The 20,323-nt window shown below is 32.7% G+C and carries 18 protein-coding genes; 12 read left to right on the plus strand and 6 right to left on the minus strand.

Features of this window, described 5'->3' with window-relative positions:
• Nucleotides 1–342: 342 nt before the first annotated feature.
• From J8L88_RS22595 to J8L88_RS22605, 3 genes are all read left to right on the plus strand, one after another.
• Nucleotides 343–513, plus strand: coding sequence for a hypothetical protein (locus J8L88_RS22595; protein ID WP_211061947.1), 171 nt, complete (start codon nt 343–345; stop codon nt 511–513).
• A 224-nt stretch (nt 514–737) separates the two neighbouring features.
• Nucleotides 738–1,943 (plus strand): hypothetical protein, encoded by a 1,206-nt coding sequence (locus J8L88_RS22600; protein ID WP_027392312.1) that lies wholly within the window; start codon nt 738–740, stop codon nt 1,941–1,943.
• Between the two features lie 170 nt (nt 1,944–2,113).
• Nucleotides 2,114–2,293 (plus strand): hypothetical protein, encoded by a 180-nt coding sequence (locus J8L88_RS22605; protein ID WP_027392313.1) that lies wholly within the window; start codon nt 2,114–2,116, stop codon nt 2,291–2,293.
• Nucleotides 2,294–2,357: 64 nt separating this feature from the next.
• Here the strand turns inward: J8L88_RS22605 and J8L88_RS22610 are convergent, their stop codons facing one another.
• Nucleotides 2,358–4,565, minus strand: coding sequence for an ATP-dependent DNA helicase RecQ (locus J8L88_RS22610; protein WP_118389672.1), 2,208 nt, complete (start codon nt 4,563–4,565; stop codon nt 2,358–2,360).
• 230 nt (nt 4,566–4,795) lie between these two features.
• Here J8L88_RS22610 and J8L88_RS22615 point away from each other — a divergent pair, with 230 nt between their 5' ends.
• The 4 genes from J8L88_RS22615 to lptB all read left to right on the plus strand — a co-directional run bounded on the left by J8L88_RS22615 (nt 4,796) and on the right by lptB (nt 7,770).
• Nucleotides 4,796–5,761, plus strand: coding sequence for an SIS domain-containing protein (locus J8L88_RS22615; RefSeq protein ID WP_118389669.1), 966 nt, complete (start codon nt 4,796–4,798; stop codon nt 5,759–5,761).
• Nucleotides 5,761–6,603: a twin-arginine translocase subunit TatC gene (gene tatC / locus J8L88_RS22620; protein WP_027392316.1), complete on the plus strand. Its 843-nt coding sequence runs from the start codon at nt 5,761–5,763 to the stop codon at nt 6,601–6,603. The genes J8L88_RS22615 and tatC overlap by 1 nt, the downstream gene beginning before the upstream one ends.
• Nucleotides 6,600–6,956, plus strand: coding sequence for a carboxymuconolactone decarboxylase family protein (locus tag J8L88_RS22625; RefSeq protein ID WP_118389667.1), 357 nt, complete (start codon nt 6,600–6,602; stop codon nt 6,954–6,956). The genes tatC and J8L88_RS22625 overlap by 4 nt, the downstream gene beginning before the upstream one ends.
• Nucleotides 6,957–7,029: 73 nt before the next feature.
• Nucleotides 7,030–7,770: an LPS export ABC transporter ATP-binding protein gene (lptB, locus tag J8L88_RS22630; RefSeq protein ID WP_027392318.1), complete on the plus strand. Its 741-nt coding sequence runs from the start codon at nt 7,030–7,032 to the stop codon at nt 7,768–7,770.
• Nucleotides 7,771–7,782: 12 nt separating this feature from the next.
• Here lptB and J8L88_RS22635 read toward each other — a convergent pair whose 3' ends face one another.
• From J8L88_RS22635 to J8L88_RS22650, 4 genes are read right to left on the minus strand one after another with little or no spacing between them, the layout of a single operon-like run.
• Entirely contained in the window at nt 7,783–8,751 is a 969-nt protein-coding gene (locus J8L88_RS22635; protein ID WP_211061948.1) for a CapA family protein, read from the minus strand.
• The gene (locus tag J8L88_RS22640; RefSeq protein WP_211061949.1) at nt 8,745–11,216 is read right to left on the minus strand and encodes a DUF3160 domain-containing protein; all 2,472 of its coding nucleotides are present in this window, start codon (nt 11,214–11,216) and stop codon (nt 8,745–8,747) included. The genes J8L88_RS22635 and J8L88_RS22640 overlap by 7 nt, the downstream gene beginning before the upstream one ends.
• A 12-nt stretch (nt 11,217–11,228) precedes the next feature.
• Nucleotides 11,229–11,777, minus strand: coding sequence for a hypothetical protein (locus J8L88_RS22645; RefSeq protein WP_211061951.1), 549 nt, complete (start codon nt 11,775–11,777; stop codon nt 11,229–11,231).
• 8 nt (nt 11,778–11,785) lie between these two features.
• On the minus strand, nt 11,786–12,565 hold the full coding sequence (locus J8L88_RS22650) for a phosphatidylcholine/phosphatidylserine synthase (protein WP_027392321.1): 780 nt from the start codon (nt 12,563–12,565) through the stop codon (nt 11,786–11,788).
• A 127-nt stretch (nt 12,566–12,692) separates the two neighbouring features.
• Between J8L88_RS22650 and J8L88_RS22655 the strand changes: the two genes are divergently transcribed.
• Entirely contained in the window at nt 12,693–13,781 is a 1,089-nt protein-coding gene (locus J8L88_RS22655; protein ID WP_027392322.1) for a PorV/PorQ family protein, read from the plus strand.
• Nucleotides 13,782–13,877: 96 nt separating this feature from the next.
• Nucleotides 13,878–15,464: an apolipoprotein N-acyltransferase gene (gene lnt, locus J8L88_RS22660; RefSeq protein ID WP_211061953.1), complete on the plus strand. Its 1,587-nt coding sequence runs from the start codon at nt 13,878–13,880 to the stop codon at nt 15,462–15,464.
• Between the two features lie 40 nt (nt 15,465–15,504).
• Here the strand turns inward: lnt and J8L88_RS22665 are convergent, their stop codons facing one another.
• Nucleotides 15,505–16,950 carry a hypothetical protein gene (locus tag J8L88_RS22665; protein ID WP_211061955.1) on the minus strand — a complete coding sequence of 482 codons (1,446 nt, stop codon included), beginning with the start codon at nt 16,948–16,950 and terminating at the stop codon, nt 15,505–15,507.
• A 152-nt stretch (nt 16,951–17,102) separates the two neighbouring features.
• On the opposite strand from J8L88_RS22665, the gene J8L88_RS22670 reads away from it, so the two are divergent.
• The 3 genes from J8L88_RS22670 (at nt 17,103) to J8L88_RS22680 (ending at nt 20,317) form a co-directional block, all read left to right on the plus strand.
• Complete coding sequence (locus J8L88_RS22670; RefSeq protein ID WP_027392324.1) at nt 17,103–18,968, plus strand: ABC-F family ATP-binding cassette domain-containing protein; 1,866 nt, start codon at nt 17,103–17,105, stop codon at nt 18,966–18,968.
• Nucleotides 18,969–19,025: 57 nt separating this feature from the next.
• Entirely contained in the window at nt 19,026–19,565 is a 540-nt protein-coding gene (locus tag J8L88_RS22675) for a hypothetical protein (RefSeq protein ID WP_211061956.1), read from the plus strand.
• Nucleotides 19,566–19,630: 65 nt separating this feature from the next.
• Complete coding sequence (locus J8L88_RS22680) at nt 19,631–20,317, plus strand: ABC transporter ATP-binding protein (protein WP_027392326.1); 687 nt, start codon at nt 19,631–19,633, stop codon at nt 20,315–20,317.
• The last annotated feature ends 6 nt before the right edge of the window (nt 20,318–20,323 follow it).

Below are 20,323 nucleotides of genomic sequence, written 5' to 3' on the forward strand. Positions count from 1 at the left end.
TTCTCCCCACTATTGGGCCTCTTTAGTATTGATTGGAGATAGCGGAACGTTATTGCCTGCTAGTAATAATATGATGTTTTTATGGATTGGATTAGCCCTGATTATAATATTTTTTACCGTATACTACTTCTATATTAAGAAAAAGAAATTTTTATAATTTCAATTGACATAATTTACCAATAAAAATTGCTGAAATTTACATCCTAATTTATCCAATACTTATTTTTTTTTAAGAAAAGTAAGTTTTTATAGTAACATTTTACCTTTTAAAGAACATTATACTATAAGAACTAATTAATAGATCTTATTATGAAACAAGTATTAATCTTTTAATTAAAAATTATGTTAAAAAACATTTTAAAAGTAAACGGAGTATCATCAATTAACAAAAACGAACAGCAATCTATTAAAGGAGGAGCTGGAATTAACAGATGTGGTAACTGTTATGAGGTTTTATGGGAAGATCCAATTACTGGAAATCAATTCTGCGGATTTCCTACTGGTGCCTGCTAAGTCTTAAACAAACTTCATTTCTCCTATTGGTAGGAGAAATGAAGTCTGCAAATAAAAATACTATTCCCTTTTAAAATATTAACTAAAAATCTAACAACAACTCTTCTCTTAAACAACCACTATCAACACTCTCATCTTCAAAAAACTTATTTTACACATCAAACCATCTGATTTTTAACAAAAAAGCTATATTTGCTGCTTCACACACTCAGATCGTCATATACATGAAATCTTTACTTTATTTTGCAGTAGGCCTATTTTGCATAGCTACTTGCAGCGCGCAAAGCCTTTATGAAGCTGGTTATTTTATCGATAACGATGGAAACCGAAAAGAATGCTTAATCAAAAAATTGTCATGGAGAAGTAACCCAACAGAATTCGAATGGAAACGAACCATCTCTTCTAGCCCTAAAACTGAAACTATTGAAAACGTTAAGGAGTTTGCTGTAGGAGAAGATTATAGGTTTAAAAGGTATATCCTACAATTTGATCTTAATGGAGATACAGTTGGCAAATCTACTAAATCAAAAGATCCTAATCTTAGGTACCAAAAGATATTTTTAAGAACTATATTACAAAGTAAAACTACCTTATACCAATATTCTGAAAATGGTGTAAATCGTTTTTTCTATACGGATCCTAATACCGTATATCCAGAATTACTTTTATACAAGGTATTTTATACGCCAGACGAAAGTAAAAAACCGGGAAAGAAGATTATCCCTCAGCAAAACAACACCTATCAACAGCAATTACAGGATAAAATAAATTGTGAGAATCAAGATGTTTCTAAACTTACCTACACACAACGGGATTTAAAAAGATACTTCAAAAAATATAACGAATGTAAAGGCAATGAAATAGAATATAGCATTCGTAAAAAAATCAATCAAACCAGAATAGGTATCGTTGCCGCAGCAGATGTAAGTGGTTTTACACACAATTCAATTATAGGCAGCGCTGGTAATGTAAGTTATGATGACGTTTTTGTGCCACGATATGGTATATTTATAGAGACTTTTATACCTTTTTCTAAGGTAGATTTAAGTTTCTTTCTAGAATCTACGTATAAGGCTTTTACCATGGACGGTAGGGATTTCGAAATTTCTAATAGTGAGTTTGAACTAGATTATAAAAGTATCAATGTAGCCGTAGGACCGCGATTTCATATTTACTTAAGTTCTAAGTTTGAGTTATTTCTAGAAGGAGGTCTTACTGTCGATTTTAATATTGGTACAGAATCTAATGTTTTTGCAGAGAATGAAATAGAAAATACTACCACCGATTACTTTTATGGTGGGGGTCTTGGATCAGGTCGATTTAAAATTGGTTTTAGACAATATACAGCTAAGAACATATCAAAAAGCACTTCTATACCAGACTCAGAGTTAACTACTTCTAGCTTATATCTTTCTATGAATCTATTTTAAACCTTAAAAAATTATAATAGCTCAAATAAAAAACTGAATTTTCCCTGTTTATTTAACATCTCTTTAAGCAACAATTATATTATTAATCGTTCTTAATATATTAAATAGACATATACCTTGAGTGTCTATAAATGTTCAGGGCATTATAAATTATTCTTAAAACTAACAATATGTTAAAGAACATTTTAAAAGAAAACGGAGTTCAGGAAATTAAAAAAAATCAACAAAAATCCATTAATGGAGGTAATGGAAATCCTGCTTGTGCTCAAGCAATCTCTATCGATGGAACTCTATGCCTATGTTTAGGTTGGTATCCTCAAAATGGGGTATGCGTAAACGGAAATCAATAAAATACTTCTAAAAAAAGAGAGGATGTAAAAACATCCTCTCTTTTTTATTTCTATAATATCTACTTTAATTAGCTACATCACTAATAAATTTGATACGATACAATCTTAATTCTTCATCATCATAATCTCCATCAAACTCTTCAATCGCCGTATCTATTTTATCATTTTCTGCCTCTATAAAATATTCATGAATTTCTTCTTGTTGATCTTCATCTAATATTTCATCTATCCAGTATGTAATATTAAGTTTAGTACCACTATATACAATAGCTTCCATTTCTTTAATAAACTCTGGCATATCCATTCCTTTAGCTGCAGCGATATCATCCAACGGAAGTTTTCTATCTACATTCTGGATAATATATAACTTAAGTCCACTATTAGCTCCTGTACTTTTTACGACAAAATCATCAGGACGCATAATATCATTCTCATCTACATATTTAGAGATTAATGCTACAAACTCTTTTCCGTATTTTTTGGCTTTTCCTTCTCCTACTCCATGAACATTTCCTAATTCCTCGATACTTATCGGGTATTTAAGGGCCATATCTTCTAGCGATGGATCCTGAAATACCACGAACGGAGGAACTCCTAATTTCTTGGCAACAGTTTTTCTTAAATCTTTTAGCATACCTACTAATCGATCATCAGTGCCACCTGCTTTTCCTACACCTTTAGCAGCGGTTATAATAGAATCGTCCTTAGTCTGATCATATACATGATCTTCTGTCATCATAAAACTCACAGGCGATTCGATAAATTTTCTTCCTTCTGGAGTAATTCTTATCACACCATAAGTCTCTATATCTTTTTTCAAATACCCAGAAACGAGCACTTGTCGGATCAATGCCATCCAATATTTATCTTCTCTAAACTTACCTGTTCCGAAAAAAGGTTGTTCATGAGTTTTATGAGATATAATAAGCGCATTACTTTTTCCGATCAACGTATTTACTAAGTCTTTCGATTTATAAATTTCTCCTGTTCTATTTACAACTTTTAATAAGAGTTGCACTTCTTCTTGAGCTTCATGTTTCTTTTTTGGATTACGAACATTATCGTCCATGTCCGCTCCTTCTCCTGTAACCTCATCAAACTCCTCACCAAAATAATGCAATATAAATTTACGTCTGGATATAGAAGTTTCGGCAAAAGCCACTACTTCCTGTAACAAGGCATGTCCTATCTCCTGCTCTGCAACAGGTTTACCACTCATAAATTTTTCTAACTTCTCAATATCCTTATAAGCATAATACGCCAAACAGTGTCCTTCTCCACCATCTCTACCTGCACGACCTGTTTCTTGGTAATAACTTTCTATACTTTTAGGAATATCATGATGGATTACAAAACGTACATCGGGTTTATCGATCCCCATTCCAAAAGCAATTGTAGCAACTACTACATCAGCATCTTCCATTAAGAACATATCTTGATGCTTTGCTCTGGTCTTAGCATCCAAACCTGCATGGTAAGGAACAGCTTTTACGCCATTTACCTCTAGTGTTTGAGCAAGCTCTTCTACGCGTTTTCTGCTTAAGCAATAAACAATTCCGCTTTTGCCACTATTTTGTTTTACAAAACGAATAATATCAGCATCTACATTTTTTGTTTTCGGGCGTATTTCATAAAACAAATTAGGACGATTAAAGGACGCTTTAAATGTTTTAGCATTACTCATCGCTAAATTCTTAAGAATATCTTCTTGAACTTTTGGCGTTGCCGTTGCTGTTAATCCTATAATCGGAATATCTTCTCCTATTCGTTTAATAATATTTCTTAGATTCCTATACTCTGGTCTAAAATCATGTCCCCATTCACTTATACAATGGGCTTCATCCACAGCCAGAAAAGAAATCTTTTGCTCTTTTAGGAAATCTACGTACTCTTCTTTTGTCAAAGATTCTGGTGCCACATATAACAGTTTTGTTACACCACTAACTATGTCTCCTTTTACTCTTTTGACCTCGGATTTGTTGAGGGAAGAATTTAACACATGTGCTATTCCTTCTTCAGAAGAAATACTTCGAATAGCATCTACTTGATTTTTCATTAGTGCGATTAGCGGAGAAACTACAATAGCTGTTCCTTCACACATTAAGGCAGGAAGCTGGTAGCAAAGGGATTTTCCACCACCTGTAGGCATAATAACAAAAGTATTTTGTTTTCCTAAAATACTTTCTATAACCTTCTCCTGCAATCCTCTAAATTGACTAAAACCAAAGTACTTTTTTAAAGCTCCTTGTAAGTCGGTTTCGTTCAAACTCATTAAATCGTTTAACTTTTATATACCAATTAAATTAAAATCGCTATCACTAAAACCTTTTTCCCCAGTAAAGATTTAGTGGATTGTTCTTTTTTTAAAAGTTACCAAAGATAAGGAAAACTAAAAATAGTAAGCTTTTTTCTGGCACTATTTAAAATTCATAAGGTATTACATACCTTTGCATAATTAAAGATAATAAAATCTTTATTTATAACACGCAAATTTTATAAATTTTGAACACCCTCGATACGATTATTTCTTTTGCCCAAAAAACAATTAGTGAAGAAGCTAAAGCAATTGCAAATCTGGAACAGCTTATAGATCAAGAATTTGCAGAAGCGGTGAATACGATTCATAATTCTAACGGTCGTGTAATTATTACAGGAATCGGTAAAAGTGCTATTATAGCTTCAAAAATAGTAGCAACTATGAATTCCACTGGTACTCCAGCAGTATTTATGCACGCAGCAGATGCAATTCATGGTGATTTGGGTAATATTCTTAAAGATGATGTAGTAATTTGTATTTCAAAAAGCGGAAACACCCCTGAAATTAAAGTGCTGGTACCTCTGATTAAAAACTTTAACAATACTTTAATTGGTATTACCTCTAATAAAGAATCATTTTTAGGGCAAGAAGCTGACTTTGTTTTAAATGCTTTTGTAGAAAAAGAAGCATGTCCTAATAATCTAGCTCCTACAACAAGCACCACTGCACAATTAGTTATTGGTGATGCAGTCGCTGTAAGTTTATTAAATCTAAAAGGATTTTCTAGTACAGATTTTGCTAAATATCATCCAGGAGGAGCTTTAGGAAAAAAATTATACCTGCGGGTAAATGATATTGTATCTAAAAATGAAAAACCTGAAGTAAGTCCAGATTCTGATATCAACGCTGTTATTGTAGAAATGACAGAAAAAAGATTAGGGGCAACCGCAGTAACCGAAGACAATAAAATTATCGGAATAATTACCGATGGTGATTTACGAAGAATGCTCACCACGAACACTTCTTTTGCAGGTTTAACCGCTAAGGATATTATGTCCCCAAACCCTAAACGTATCGATGCAGATGCAATGGCGATAGATGCTCTAGACAGACTGGAGGAGTACGGAATATCGCAGTTATTAGCTGAAGAAAAAGGTAACTATGCAGGTCTTTTGCATATTCATGATCTAATGAGAGAAGGTATTTTATAATGGCAAATAAAACAACAAAAGATCCGCAATCCATGTCGTTTCTTGATCACCTAGAAGAGTTACGATGGCATTTAATAAGAGCAACTTTAGCAATAGTTTTGGTCGCTATTTTTGCCTTTATTTTCATAAAAACTATTTTTACGGATATCATCTTTGCATTAAGAGATCCGAATTTTATCTCTTACAGAGTTTTATGCGGTATTTCTGAAACCTTTGGAATGGAAAAAGGCTGTCTAGAAGAAATGCCTTTTAATTTTATTAGTACAGAAATGGCTGGGCAATTTAGCGCTGCCATATGGACATCTATTACCACAGGATTTGTAGTAGCATTCCCTTATATATTGCATGAATTTTGGAAATTCATTTCACCAGCACTTTATGAAAAAGAGCGAAAACATTCTAGAGGATTTATTATAGTATCTTCTATATTATTTTTTATTGGTGTCCTTTTTGGGTATTATATTATCGCACCGCTTTCGGTAAATTTCTTAGCTACTTTTTCTGTTGCCGAAGTTGTAGAAAACCAGATAAAAATAGGATCTTATATATCATTAGTTAGGGCTTCTGTAATTGCATCTGGATTTATTTTTGAATTGCCTATAATCATATACTTTTTAAGTAAAGTAGGATTAGTAACACCAGAATTTATGAGACGTAATCGAAAATATGCTTTGGTTATTGTTCTTATTCTAGCTGCTGTAATCACACCTCCAGACATCTCTACTCAGATAATTGTTGCAATACCAATACTTATATTATATGAGATAAGTATTTTTATTTCCAAAATGGTTGTCAGAAGAGAAAATAAAAAGAATAAAAAATTAACAACACAAACTAGATGAGTACTATAGTTGAAGAATTTAACGAATATAGAGAGAGAATGAACTCTCGTATTCTAGAAGATAATAATAAAATTATTAAAAGAATTTTTAATCTAGATACGAATGCTTTTATGAAAGGAGCATTGGATGTAAAAACGAAAGAACTATTAGGCTTGGTTGCTTCTGCCGTATTAAGATGTGATGACTGTGTCCGCTATCATTTAGAGACTTGTCATAAAGAAGGTTTAACCAAAGAAGAAGTGGCAGAAACCCTAAGCATTGCAACTTTAATTGGTGGAACAATTGTAATTCCTCATCTTCGTAGAGCATATGAGTACTGGGATGCATTAGAAGCAAATACATCTAAAAATTAAGGTTTAAAAGAAATACTATAAATTTACCTGCTCATTATAGCAACACTTACCATCTAAAGAAGTCATTCTGATTATGAAGTTAAAAGCGGACAACTTAATTAAGTCATACAAAGGTCGAAAAGTAGTAAAAGGGATTTCTCTGGAAGTAAATCAAGGAGAAATTGTAGGTTTATTAGGGCCCAATGGAGCTGGTAAAACTACTTCTTTTTATATGATTGTAGGTTTAGTTAAACCTAACGGTGGAAAAATCACTTTGGACAATACCGATATCACCAAATTTCCTATGTACAAACGTGCGCAGAATGGTATTGGTTATTTGGCTCAGGAAGCTTCCGTTTTTAGAAAATTAAGTATAGAAGACAATATTCTAAGTGTTCTTCAGCTAACAAAACTTTCTAAAAAAGAACAACTTCATAAAATGGAATCTCTAATAGAAGAGTTTGGATTAGGGCATATTAGAAAAAACCGTGGTGATCTTCTTAGTGGTGGCGAGAGAAGACGTACAGAAATTGCCAGAGCACTAGCTACTGATCCAAATTTCATTCTACTTGATGAACCATTCGCAGGAGTAGATCCAGTTGCTGTAGAAGATATTCAACGGATTGTAGCACAACTAAAAAATAAAAATATTGGAATCCTGATTACAGATCATAATGTACAAGAAACGCTTGCTATTACCGACAGAACCTACTTGATGTTCGAAGGAAGTATTCTTAAAGCAGGTATTCCTGAGGAATTAGCAGAAGATGAAATGGTTCGTAAAGTATATCTTGGTCAGAATTTTGAACTTAGAAAGAAGAAATTAGATTTTTAGATATAGTTTTTCTTAGTCGTTTAAAATTTTTGGTGTACATTTTTCTATGCTAAATTCTGAATGATTAAAAACAACATCTTTTTCGCGAACTTGTAACTGCACTAATAACCCTTTAGAGTTAATAGGTTTATTTTGGTCAAAAATAAAATTCCCAATACTATAATAAATTGGTTTTTGTTTATACGACTCTACCGTCTGAATTGTATGAGGATGGTGCCCAATAATACCGTCAGCACCAGCATCTATTAACAAATATGCTTGTTGCTTTTGATACGTTAGTGGAACAACAGTATGTTCTGCTCCCCAATGGAGCTGCACTATAATTACCGAATTAGGTTCTTTACTTTTTAACCCCTTAATCTTACCAGAAATAGCATCAAAAGAATCTTCGCAAACACAAGGTTTGTTTTCTAAAAAAGTCCAATTTTCTGATGGAACTTGAAGAGAAGAAAACACATAAACATTCCTAGGAGTGGTAGCAACTAATTTGGGTCGACAGGCTTTTTCCGTATTCTCTCCATACCCCAAGGCAATCAAACCATTGTTTATTATATTTTTATTAGTATCCACGAGACCGTTTCTACCTTGATCCATCGCATGATTATTAGCCATATTAAGATGTGTTATTCCATGATCTTTTAATGACTTTAACCAAGATGGTTCTGCTCTAAAAATAAATTTTTTATTAATCGGTTCCTCTATCTCGGTAGCCGGGCATTCTAAATTTGCTATAACAATATCATTTTTTTGAAAAACTGAATCTATGGATGAGTGAAATAGGCTATTCATCCCCAAATGTTCAATACGATTCCGCACACCTCTATCCAACAATAAATCCCCAACAAAAACAATACTAATTTCATCAGTTTTTCCTCTACCTGTATTACAAGAAGAGGTTACTATTAAAAAGGTTATTAAATAAAAAACAAACGCACCTAATCGATATTGAGACATCAAGTAATATCTAAATTCTGTTAACATCCGGAACTGTAGAATATTTTTTCATTCGTTTTAGGAACTGGTATTGGTACAATAATATCTTTCATCCAAATTGGTATTCCGGTTGCTTCATTATTTTCTAGCATTTCTTGCCATTCTTCGTCTGTTAAACGATTACCCATTGGTAAATGAAATTCATGATATCCAAACACCGCACCTTTAGTTATGTATAAATACCCTTCAATTTCTACTACTGCATATATATCATTTACATTACCTGTTGCGACGTGTAAGATTCCTTTATCTGGATTGTTCTCGCCATTAGCGGTATAAATATCCGCTACAATAGCAACAGATTTATCTGCACCTTTTACATTATGCCAACCATCAAGATATTGATCTTTTTGCTTGACTAAATCCAACGTTAACCATTCGAATGTACTCCCAATTATTTCTATCTGACCATATTCTTGCACAGATAACTTTTTACCAGCAAGTTCTTTTGTACTAGCTGATAACAAAAACTCTGCATTTTCTCTTAAACCTGTTGTAATTCTAGAAATGTTAGAATTCAATAGTTTATTTCTTTCTAAAACAGATTTGGTAAGATCTATTAATTCGATTACCGTATTCCAATACCCAATATTAGGCTCTACATACCCAACCGTATATGGACTAGGTACCTCTTCTCCAGATCCGCACTCAGCTGCCATAGGTTGTTCTGCATAAAGAATAGAATCATGTTTAAGTTCTGCCCAAGACGCTAATGATGCATTTAAGTTTTTCTTATCCCATTCGGTTGTCTGCATAAAATACGGATAACTATCATTCGGTTTCTGCAACTCCAATAAACTTTGTATCCATTTGGTATACAGAGTTTCATTCCAGTCTAAGTCTTTCATTTCTTTTTGCATATCAGAAAGTAATTCCGGATACTTACTCCATTTCTCACCTTCTTTCAATTCATTCAGTAATAAATTTTCGGCAGATTCACTCCCAAAAGCAGCCATGACATCTAAACCTTGAGGATAAGGGCGTTTAGAAACTTTACTTTTTAAATCTACTAAATTCTGAAGAACATCATTATCTGATAAATATCTTTGTGGAATAAAGTTGATTTTAATTTTACAACTTCCGCCACCTGATCTTATTTTATCTTTGATTTCTGCCATTTTTTTCACTTCCTCCTTCATGCTTTCAATAACAGTAGTATTATGTAAAATCTCTTCTACAGGGAGCTCTTCCTTTTCAATTAAATCTACTAAATCCAAAAAAGACACATTATCTGGTTGGCCTATTATAAAATTAATAGGTTCCATTATTGCTTTATATTTCCGTAATGTTTCTTTTTCAAAATTTGGACTATTCCCTAAAACAGAAGCATTAACCAAAGCTCTTTTAAATTGTAAATCATTATTGAGGCAAAAAGGTGCAGATTGCAGCCACATCATAGCACTAAAATATCGTTTTAACGTTTCTGTACGAGTGTAATGTCCTCTCGGTTTAAATAAGCTATAAGGAAAATTAACTTCTTCAAATTCTAAAAATTTAGAAGTACTATCCTCTGCTCCTTTAATTGAAACTAATTCATTTTCATAGTGTTGTTCATACCCCAAAGGCACTTCTATTTTTTTGTTAGTTAAAACAGTATAGGCTATAGCATAATAGGTATGATTAAATTTTGCTATTTCCTTTATTGATTCATTAGGTGTAGTTTTTGCAATCTCTTGCATATCCTTTATCATAGACTCACAAATCTGTGATAGTATAGCAATAAATTGTTCTTCTTCTATTTGTCTAAGTATGTAACCAAAATACATATGAAACAATTGCATATACATATCGGTAGTTACAAAATTTGGGAACTCAGCATAATCATTTTGTTCATACAAATGAAATAACTGAATATTATTATTAAGAACTATAGCAAACCCATTCTGACTTAACATACTCATCAATTCGGGTGCTGGATCATTTAATTGAAAAAGGTTTACAACATTGTTCACGTTCGCCAATTGTCTATTACCTTTTTTTACTAAATTCTTTAATTTTAATTCTTCTTCTCTCTTCTTTAATTTCTCAATAAAGACTGTTTCTTGGTCCGAATACGAAATAGGTGCTATATCCTTTCCTCCTTCTTCTGCCCAATACCGATTTTCCATTCTTTCATTATACCAACTAGTAGCACCAAAAGTATACCTAAGATCCCCTTTCATAAAGCAATACCCTTGTTTAGCAGCAAAACTGTTTCGTAAAATCCTAATTTCATAAAGACTAAACGAAGAAATGTCCATTTCTAAATTAATATCCTCTCCCAGCTGTTCTATATCCAGTTTTCCATCAATCAGAACAGGATTCTCTACATTCTCGATAATCTGATCATCCTTTTCAGTTACTTCTACAATATCCGGAGAAACTTCAAATTGTTTTTTTTCTTCGGATTTTTTATCACCTCCGCAAGCTATTAGAAACAAAAAGAAACTAGCAAATAGTATTTGTCTGTTCATAATTCTTTTAATTTATATGTTTTCGTTTTTAAGTATGCGTATTGCCCTTAGACTATCAATTTCTCGATGGATATATCTTTTGAATTCCAACCCAAATCTACGCCATTTATATTCTGCTATTAATACCTTTCCACTCTTTTCTTTTTCAACACTTCTAATAAAACTACCTTCTTTATTTTTTATAAAATTAAAGTCTACCAAAGGTTTACCCAACCTGGAACCTAACCATAGTGGACGGACATAACCTTCATAATTTTTAAAAATAAAAAGTCGTTTTCTTTTTATGGAATCAAATCGAGTTGTTTTAATAACTCCTACTAATATATCATTAGATCCATTTTCATCTACATCTCCAATCATATATTGATACACTGGATATTTTAACTCCCAAGTATCTATTAAAGAATCTGATTTGATTTGTATATAAAATAAAGAATCATGTTTTTTGATTAAAGTAATACCACTATCGTATTCTATGGATTCATTTCTAACTTTACTAGAACAGCAAAACATAAAAGATATTCCAACTATAGAAAACAGTACTCTGTAAATATTTTTCATTTACTTAATTAATTGTTCTGCGCAACATCTTTCTCCCTAAAAATTAGGGACATCAAAACATACAACAAGATAACACAAGGTATTGCCATAAACTGAAGTAATACAAACAAAACAATTGTAAGCAATAAGAAAATATATCTGACTTTATTTTCAGCAAAACCCCAAGTTTTAAACTTAAGAGCAAACAGTCCAATTTCGGCATTTAATAAATAACAACTTATCAAAGTTAAACCGATCAAAAACCATTGATTTAAAATAACATCTGACATCCATGGATGCGTCTGATATCTGATGATTAATGGTAAACTTAAAATCAATAGCGCATTTGCAGGAGTCGGTAAACCTATAAACGAGGTAGTCTGACGTGTATCGATATTAAATTTAGCCAATCTATATGCAGAAGCTAGTGTTATAAGCAAACCTACTAGTGGCAAATAATTCAACCCAAAATCACTAAGTATAAAGTCATAAGAAATTACTTGACCAGAACCTTCAGAAACGCCCCGATAGGGGTATCCAAAAATCTTAGCAAGCATCTGGAACATCACTATTCCCGGAACTAAACCACTAGTAACCATATCCGCTAGAGAATCCAGCTGCAACCCTAATTCGCTTTGTACTTTCAAAATTCTAGCAGCAAAGCCATCAAAAAAATCAAAACCAATACCAAGCGCCACAAAAAGTGCTGCTAATTCTAAAGCTCCCTGAACTGCAAAGATGGTTGCAATACATCCACAAAGTAGATTAAGTAATGTAATAATATTAGGGATTTGCTTTTTAAGCCACATATGATTTGATTTTTGTGTAAAAATAGCAAACTATTTTCGTCTATTAACATAGGCTACACAATATGAAATCACAAATAAAGTTTATCATGTTGAAAAATAGTGAGATATTTGTCAAAAATTGCTTGGATTGAAAAGAATTATAATTGCATTACTACTTTTAGTTGTATCGTTTTCTTCGGCACAAACTAGAAAATATTCTAATGAATTTCTAAATATTGGTGTAGATGCTGGTGCTTTAGGGATGGCGAATGCCGTAGTTGCAACATCTGGTGATGTAAACTCGGGCTATTGGAATCCTGCAGGATTAATCCATTTAGAAGACAACCAAGTATCATTTATGCACGCGGCTTATTTTGCAAATATTGCGAATTATGACTACTTAGCTTTTGCGATGCCTTTAGATGAAAAAAGCGCTATTGCTCTTTCCTTAATTCGTTTTGGAGTAGATGATATTTTAGACACAACCAGTCTTGTAGATGCTGATGGTAATATTGATTACACTAGGATCAATTTATTCTCTGCAGCAGATTATGCTTTTACATTTTCTTATTCTAGAAAATTACCTATAGAAGGGTTGAGTTATGGAGCGAATGCTAAGGTAATACGAAGGGTTATTGGAGATTTTGCCTCTTCTTGGGGATTTGGTTTTGACGCAGCATTACAATATCAAAGGAACAAATGGCAATTTGGAATTATGGTACGTGATATCACTACAACTTTTAATGCTTGGAATGTAGAAGATTTTGCTATTGGTGATCTAAACGGAGATGGTATTCCTGATGAAGATCAAATACCTCAAATTAGAGATCAAGAATTACCGGAAACAACAGAAATTACTATTCCCAAATTGCAATTTGGAGCTGCAAGAAAATTTGACATAGGCAAAAAATTCGGTTTAAACACTGAATTGGATATGAATGTACGTTTTGCAGAGACTAACGATATCATTTCCTCATCTGCAATTAGTATTACCCCGGCTTTTGGTTTTGAATTAGATTATTCTAAAATAGTATACCTGAGAGGAGGCGTTGGTAATTTTCAAAATATTGAACAATTTGATGGTTCTGACAACGTAGGATTCCAACCAAATTTTGGTATTGGTTTTCAATATAAAGGAATACAAGTAGATTATGCATTAACAGACATAGGAGATCAAAGTGCCGCTATTTATTCTAATGTATTTTCTATAAAAGTAGACTGGAGTATTTTTAGATAACAATATCACATATTCAATCATAACATTTTTTTAGCTTTGACTTAAAGTTTTGTAACGAAATAAGATTAATTTCGTTACTAAGACAGAACACTCCGTATGAAAAACATTTTACTTGCTATTTTATCTGGTTTATTACTTTCTATTGGATGGCCTACCTATGGTTTTCCTTTATTTCTATTTTTTGGCTTTGTCCCTTTATTAATTATAGAATACAAAACACGTAACAATAAACGTCATAAAACTCAAGTATTAGGCTTTGCTTTTCTAGCATTCTTTATATGGAATATGATTACCACTTGGTGGATATACAACTCTACTCCTTTTGGAATGTGGTTTGCAGAAATCGTCAATACATTATTAATGGCATTAGTATTTCTTATCTATCACATTATTGCCAGAAGATCATCATTTACTATTGGTGCAGTCTTCTTAGTATGCATTTGGATGAGTTTTGAATACCTACACCTGCAATGGCAGTTTTCTTGGCCTTGGCTTAATTTGGGTAACGGATTTGCCAATTTCACTTCTTGGATACAATGGTATGAATACACAGGTACTTTCGGAGGGACACTATGGATTTGGGTAGTAAATATTGGGTTATATAAAAGTGTTTTACTTTATATTGAACACAAAGAAAAGTCTATTTTGTATCGATCCGCGATAAAGAATGGACTTCTTATAATTGTTCCAATTGTAATTTCATTTATAATTCTAAAAACTTATACGGAAGAAGGTAAAGATGTAGAAGTTATTATACTACAACCCAACATAAACCCTTATACCGAAAAATACAACACTTCTGATGATCGTGTAGGCACATTATTAAGCTCTCTTACCGCTAAAGAAATTTCCCAAAAGACAGATTTTATTATAGCTCCAGAAACTGTTTTTGCTGATAATAATAGACTAAAGAATTTTAATAACTCTATTGCAAGAAAAACAGCTAGTAGTATTATTAATGAGTATCCCAATGCTAATTTTCTTTCAGGAATTTCTCTATTAGAAGTATTCAGAAATCCTGCTAAAGTTCGTCCACAAACAAATGAGCATAAAAGTGGTGTATTCTATGATGATTACAACTCTGCCTTCTTAGTAAGACAAGATGGAACAACAGAAATTTATAACAAAAGTAAACTGGTCGTTGGAGTAGAAAATTTTCCTTATCAAAGTGTTTTTAAACCATTAGTTGGCGACGCCATGATAGATTTAGGAGGTACCGTTGCCAAAAAAACAACACAAGATGATCGAGAAGTTTTCTTTACTAAAGAAGGTCTTGGCGCAGGTCCAATCATTTGTTATGAAAGCGTTTATGGTGAGTTTGTTACTGGTTATATAAGGAATGATGCTGATTTTCTTGCCATCATTACTAATGATGCTTGGTGGGGAGTAACACAAGGACATAAACAACATTTGGCCTATGCAAAATTGAGAGCAATCGAAACCAGAAGAAGTATCGCTAGAAGTGCTAATACTGGAATCTCCGCCATTATCGATCAGACTGGTAATATTGTATCTTCTTTAGCGTACAATGAACAAGGAGTTCTAAAAGGAAGTCTTAAAACTAATAAAAAAATTACTTTTTATGTAAAAGCTGGTGATTATCTAGCAAGAGTTGCTATTTTTCTGATGATTTTTATATTCCTATTTTCTATGACCAGACGAAGAAAAAAAATAACTTTTTAGGAAGTAAAGATGTCAAAAAAGAAATCATACTGTTTCCAATCTAATAATTAACCCTATATGTTTTATTTCGGTTAGTAATAACCGTACAACTTATTCTCAATCTCGTTACTCCTGATATTTGAAGTACTGGATCACCAGGTAAGCCTCCATATTCCACAATATATCCTTGAGCAACATAAGCACCTCCTCCTCCAGTGATTGGTAGATCATTCCAAGAATTCTGAATACCAATTGTATCATCCGTTATATGTGCATAATTTTCTTGACCTGGTATTGCATCGTCAGGATAATCGTTAGGTTCATTATTATTCCAAAAAGCAAATTCGCCAGGTACCACGGTTCCTGTTTCATCACCATTCCAGAATATAGTTCCAGCTTCTGGACCTGTTTCCCATCTCCACTCACCTTCTCCAGAGCCAAAATTATCACTAGCTCCAATCCAACCTGTTCCTGTAATTTGATCTCCGGCAAAAGTGGCCTCAATAGTACTGGTAAGTGTAGCCATATATCCTTGAAGTCCAAAAAAGGTTCTTAACTCTGCCTCATCTCTCGCATCATCCCATCGTATTCCTAGAGAAGAAATAAACTCATAATAATGACCTGTTTCTGGCAAATATAAAGGAGATCCTAAAACGATCGAAAATTCCCTTAGAACTCCTAAAACTGGAGGTGTAGATGAAAAAACTGTAGCCAAAACAGCAGCTTCAAAATCAGCAAAAGTAGCTGGTCCAGTTAATGTTAGTCTTCCTTCGGTAACATCCCAGCTGTCTGTAATATTAGGATGTACACCTGTTAATACTAATAAATCGGATCCATTTTGATACCCTGTAGAAACTTGAATCGTAAGTTGTTCTAAATTAACATCATCAGGATCTGTAATAGAAACTGTTTCTACTACTGGAGCAGAATTCGCTCCATTAGGACAAAAATGTTGATCTCCAGTCACCACTATAACAGGAGGTTCATCCGGAAAGATCGCTTCAATTTGTATATTATCAATCTCAGCAATATCTCCTGTACTGGTCCAAACAGTAGTATCTGGATCTAGAAACCTTATTGTTGTATTTGCAGAAATATATGCCGTAATGTCTTCGGTGAAAGTACCTGTAGTAGTACCTGTAAAACTGCCTAAAGTATCAAAACTAATACCATCATCCGATACCTGAATCAATAATTCTTCGTTGGATTCTATATTATCAGTTTCCCAATCAAAAGATAATGTAGCAACTGTTGCTCCGGTTAAATCAGCACTTCTAGAAATAATTTCATCTCCAATTCTAAAGAATCGTAATGTATTACCTGTAATACGTATAAAGCCAGCTGCAGGATCATCATCATCATTTTCCTCATCCCAATCACCGGACCAATTAGAACTCCCATTATTGTTATTATAAGAAACTGTATTAAACTCGTCTCTATATGTATCCTGAGCAGATAAAATATGCGTACATAAGAGCACAATTATTATAAGTAGTTTTCTCTTCATAGGCTAATTATAGTTGACTTGGGAAAATAAAAATACTCAAAAAAAAAGAAAAAAGAATATTTAATTATATTGAAAAGAAATATTATACCACCAGTAAAACCTTTCATAGAATCTATTTCTATTTATCTTTGCGTCAATTTTAAAATTAATAAGTGAATTACGTATCAGTAGAAAATATTGCTAAATCATTTGGAGAACGCATACTGTTTCAGAATATCTCTTTTGGAATTAATGAAGGTCAGAAAATAGGTTTTATTGCAAAAAATGGAACAGGAAAAACATCTCTACTCAACATTGTTGCTGGTGATGAAGAGCCTGATAATGGTCAAGTCGTATATAGAAAAAATCTAAAAGTAGCTTTTTTACCTCAGGAGCCTAATCTAGACCCCAATCTTACTATTGAGCAAACTATTTTTGCTGCTGATAATGATACGTTACGAGTAATAAATACTTATGAAAAAGCGCTGCAAAATCCTGATGATACTGAAGCTTACCAAAAAGCTTTTGAGCAAATGGATGCTTTGAATGCATGGGATTTTGAAACACAATACAAACAAATTCTTTTTAAACTAAAGTTAGAAAACCTAAATCAAAAAGTAAGTTTACTTTCTGGAGGGCAAAAAAAAAGGTTAGCACTTGCTAATATTCTACTCAGTAAACCTGAACTATTATATCTAGATGAGCCAACCAATCATTTAGATTTGGAAATGATTGAATGGCTTGAAGAGTATTTTGCCAAAGAAAACTTCACTCTTTTTATGGTTACTCACGATCGTTATTTTCTAGAAAACGTTTGTAATGAAATTGTAGAACTTGAAAACGGGAAATTATACAGTTACAAAGGAAATTACGCCTATTATCTTCAGAATAAAGAAGCTAGAGTCGCTAATGAAGAAATTGAAACCAACAAAGCTAAACAACTTTATAAAAAGGAGTTGGATTGGATGCGAAGACAGCCTAAAGCTCGAACAACAAAATCAAAATCAAGAATTGATGATTTTTATGAAATAAAAGAACGAGCGCATAAAAGAAGAAATGATCACGAAATACAATTAGAGATAAATATGGAACGACTAGGAAGTAAAATCCTAGAAATCCATAAGGTTTCTAAAAGTTATGAAAACCTTGTTTTGTTAGACAAGTACGAATATGTTTTTCGAAAAGGAGAACGAGTTGGAATTATTGGTAAAAACGGAACCGGAAAGTCAACGTTTCTAAATATGATTACCGGAGCTACCCAACCTGATCAAGGTAAAATAGTAATTGGAGACACTGTAAAATTTGGTTACTACACCCAAAAAGGTATCACTATCAAAGAAGGGCAAAAAGTGATAGAAGTGATCAGAGAATTTGGTGATTATATCCCTTTAAAAAAAGGAAGGCAAATTTCTGCACAACAACTATTAGAACGTTTTTTATTTGACCGCAAAAAACAATATGATTTTGTAGAAAAACTGAGTGGTGGTGAGCGAAAACGATTATACCTATGTACTGTTCTTATACAGAACCCTAATTTCTTAATACTTGATGAACCTACGAATGATTTAGATATTGTTACTCTAAATGTTTTGGAAAACTTCTTATTAGATTTTCCTGGCTGTCTAATTGTAGTATCACACGATCGATATTTTATGGACAAAATAGTAGATCATCTATTTGTATTTAGAGGAAATGGAGTAATAGAAGATTTCCCTGGTAATTATTCCGATTACCGTATTTACGAAAATAGTCGACCACCAGAAAAAACTAAATCGATTGACACGGAACCAAAAACAAAGACATCTTGGAAAAAAGATAATAAGATTGCTTTGTCTTATAATGAACAAAAAGAATATAACCGTATCGAACGTGATCTAAAGAAATTAGAAATTCAGAAAAAAGATATAGAGAAACTTTTCGCTAATGGTTCTTTGGAAGGAGATAAAATTAATGAAGAGTCTGCGAAGCTAAAAGAGATTATAGATAGTATTGAAGAAAAAGAAATGCGATGGTTAGAGCTTTCTGAAAAAATGGAATAGATACTTATACTTATTACTTCATTCATGTTTTTTAAAATCAAGTCATATTTTCGGTTTTTGATTAAATCTACTAACCAACACGGTGTACATTCCCCTTTTATTTATAATTTGGTTACTAAGTGTTTTTATGATTCAAAAAAAAAAGACGCATATCCCAGAATAAAATTAATTCTTAAAAATAATACTGTTGATATAAATTTTAAAAATGCTAAACTTATAAACCGATTAATACCGTATCTAGATTACAAATCAGGTTTAATCCCTGAAAAACCCTCTAATAATATTGCAGAGATTTTAACCCTTAATAATTCCATTTCAATTTCTAATTCTGAAACCAACAACAAAAAATACGATTTCATATATCTAAACATCAACAAACTGCAAGAAAATCCAGAATATTTAGAAACATTATTCTCTAGAGTTCATAATGATTCCCTACTTCTTTTACAGGCCATACATTCATCGAAAGAACATCAACTAGTTTGGGAAAAATTACAAGATCATTACAAGGTTAAAGTTACTATAGACACTTTTGATTTAGGCTTTATTTTTTTTAGAAAAGAACAAGAAAAAGAACATTTTACAATTAGAGTGTAACAACTTCTTCATTGATGCGTCATATAAGCTAAAATCGTATCTTACGGCTATAATTAATTCATCGCATGGAAAACGTTATCGATATTAAAGGTATCATTAGAAACTTTCAATTAGGTCAAGAAACAGTGTATGTACTTAAAGGCATTGATCTAGAAATAAAACGAGGAGATTATATCGCTATCATGGGACCTTCTGGATCTGGAAAATCTACACTTATGAATCTTTTAGGTTGTTTAGACACCCCAACTGATGGCACCTATAACCTTAATGGAAATGATGTTAGCAAAATGACCGATGACGAATTAGCGGATATTAGAAATAAAGAAATTGGTTTTGTATTTCAGACTTTTAATCTTTTACCAAGAACTACAGCCTTAGATAACGTAGCACTGCCGATGGTTTATGCTGGGACCTCTAAAAAAGATCGAAATGCAAGAGCCGAAGAAGTATTAACAGATGTAGGACTAGCAGATCGTATGGATCACAAACCAAATCAACTTTCTGGTGGACAGAGACAACGAGTTGCTGTAGGCCGCGCCTTAGTTAATAAACCTTCTATCATATTGGCAGATGAACCTACAGGGAATTTGGATTCTAAAACCTCTTTAGAAATCATGCAGTTATTTGATGATATTCACGGAGCTGGTAACACTGTAATTTTGGTAACTCATGAAGAAGAAGTAGCTGCTCATGCGCATCGTGTAATACGATTACGTGATGGTGTCATTGAGAGTGATACCAGAAACAGATAACTTATA

Source organism: Aquimarina sp. MMG015, from assembly GCF_018100855.1.
Classification (GTDB): domain Bacteria; phylum Bacteroidota; class Bacteroidia; order Flavobacteriales; family Flavobacteriaceae; genus Aquimarina; species Aquimarina latercula.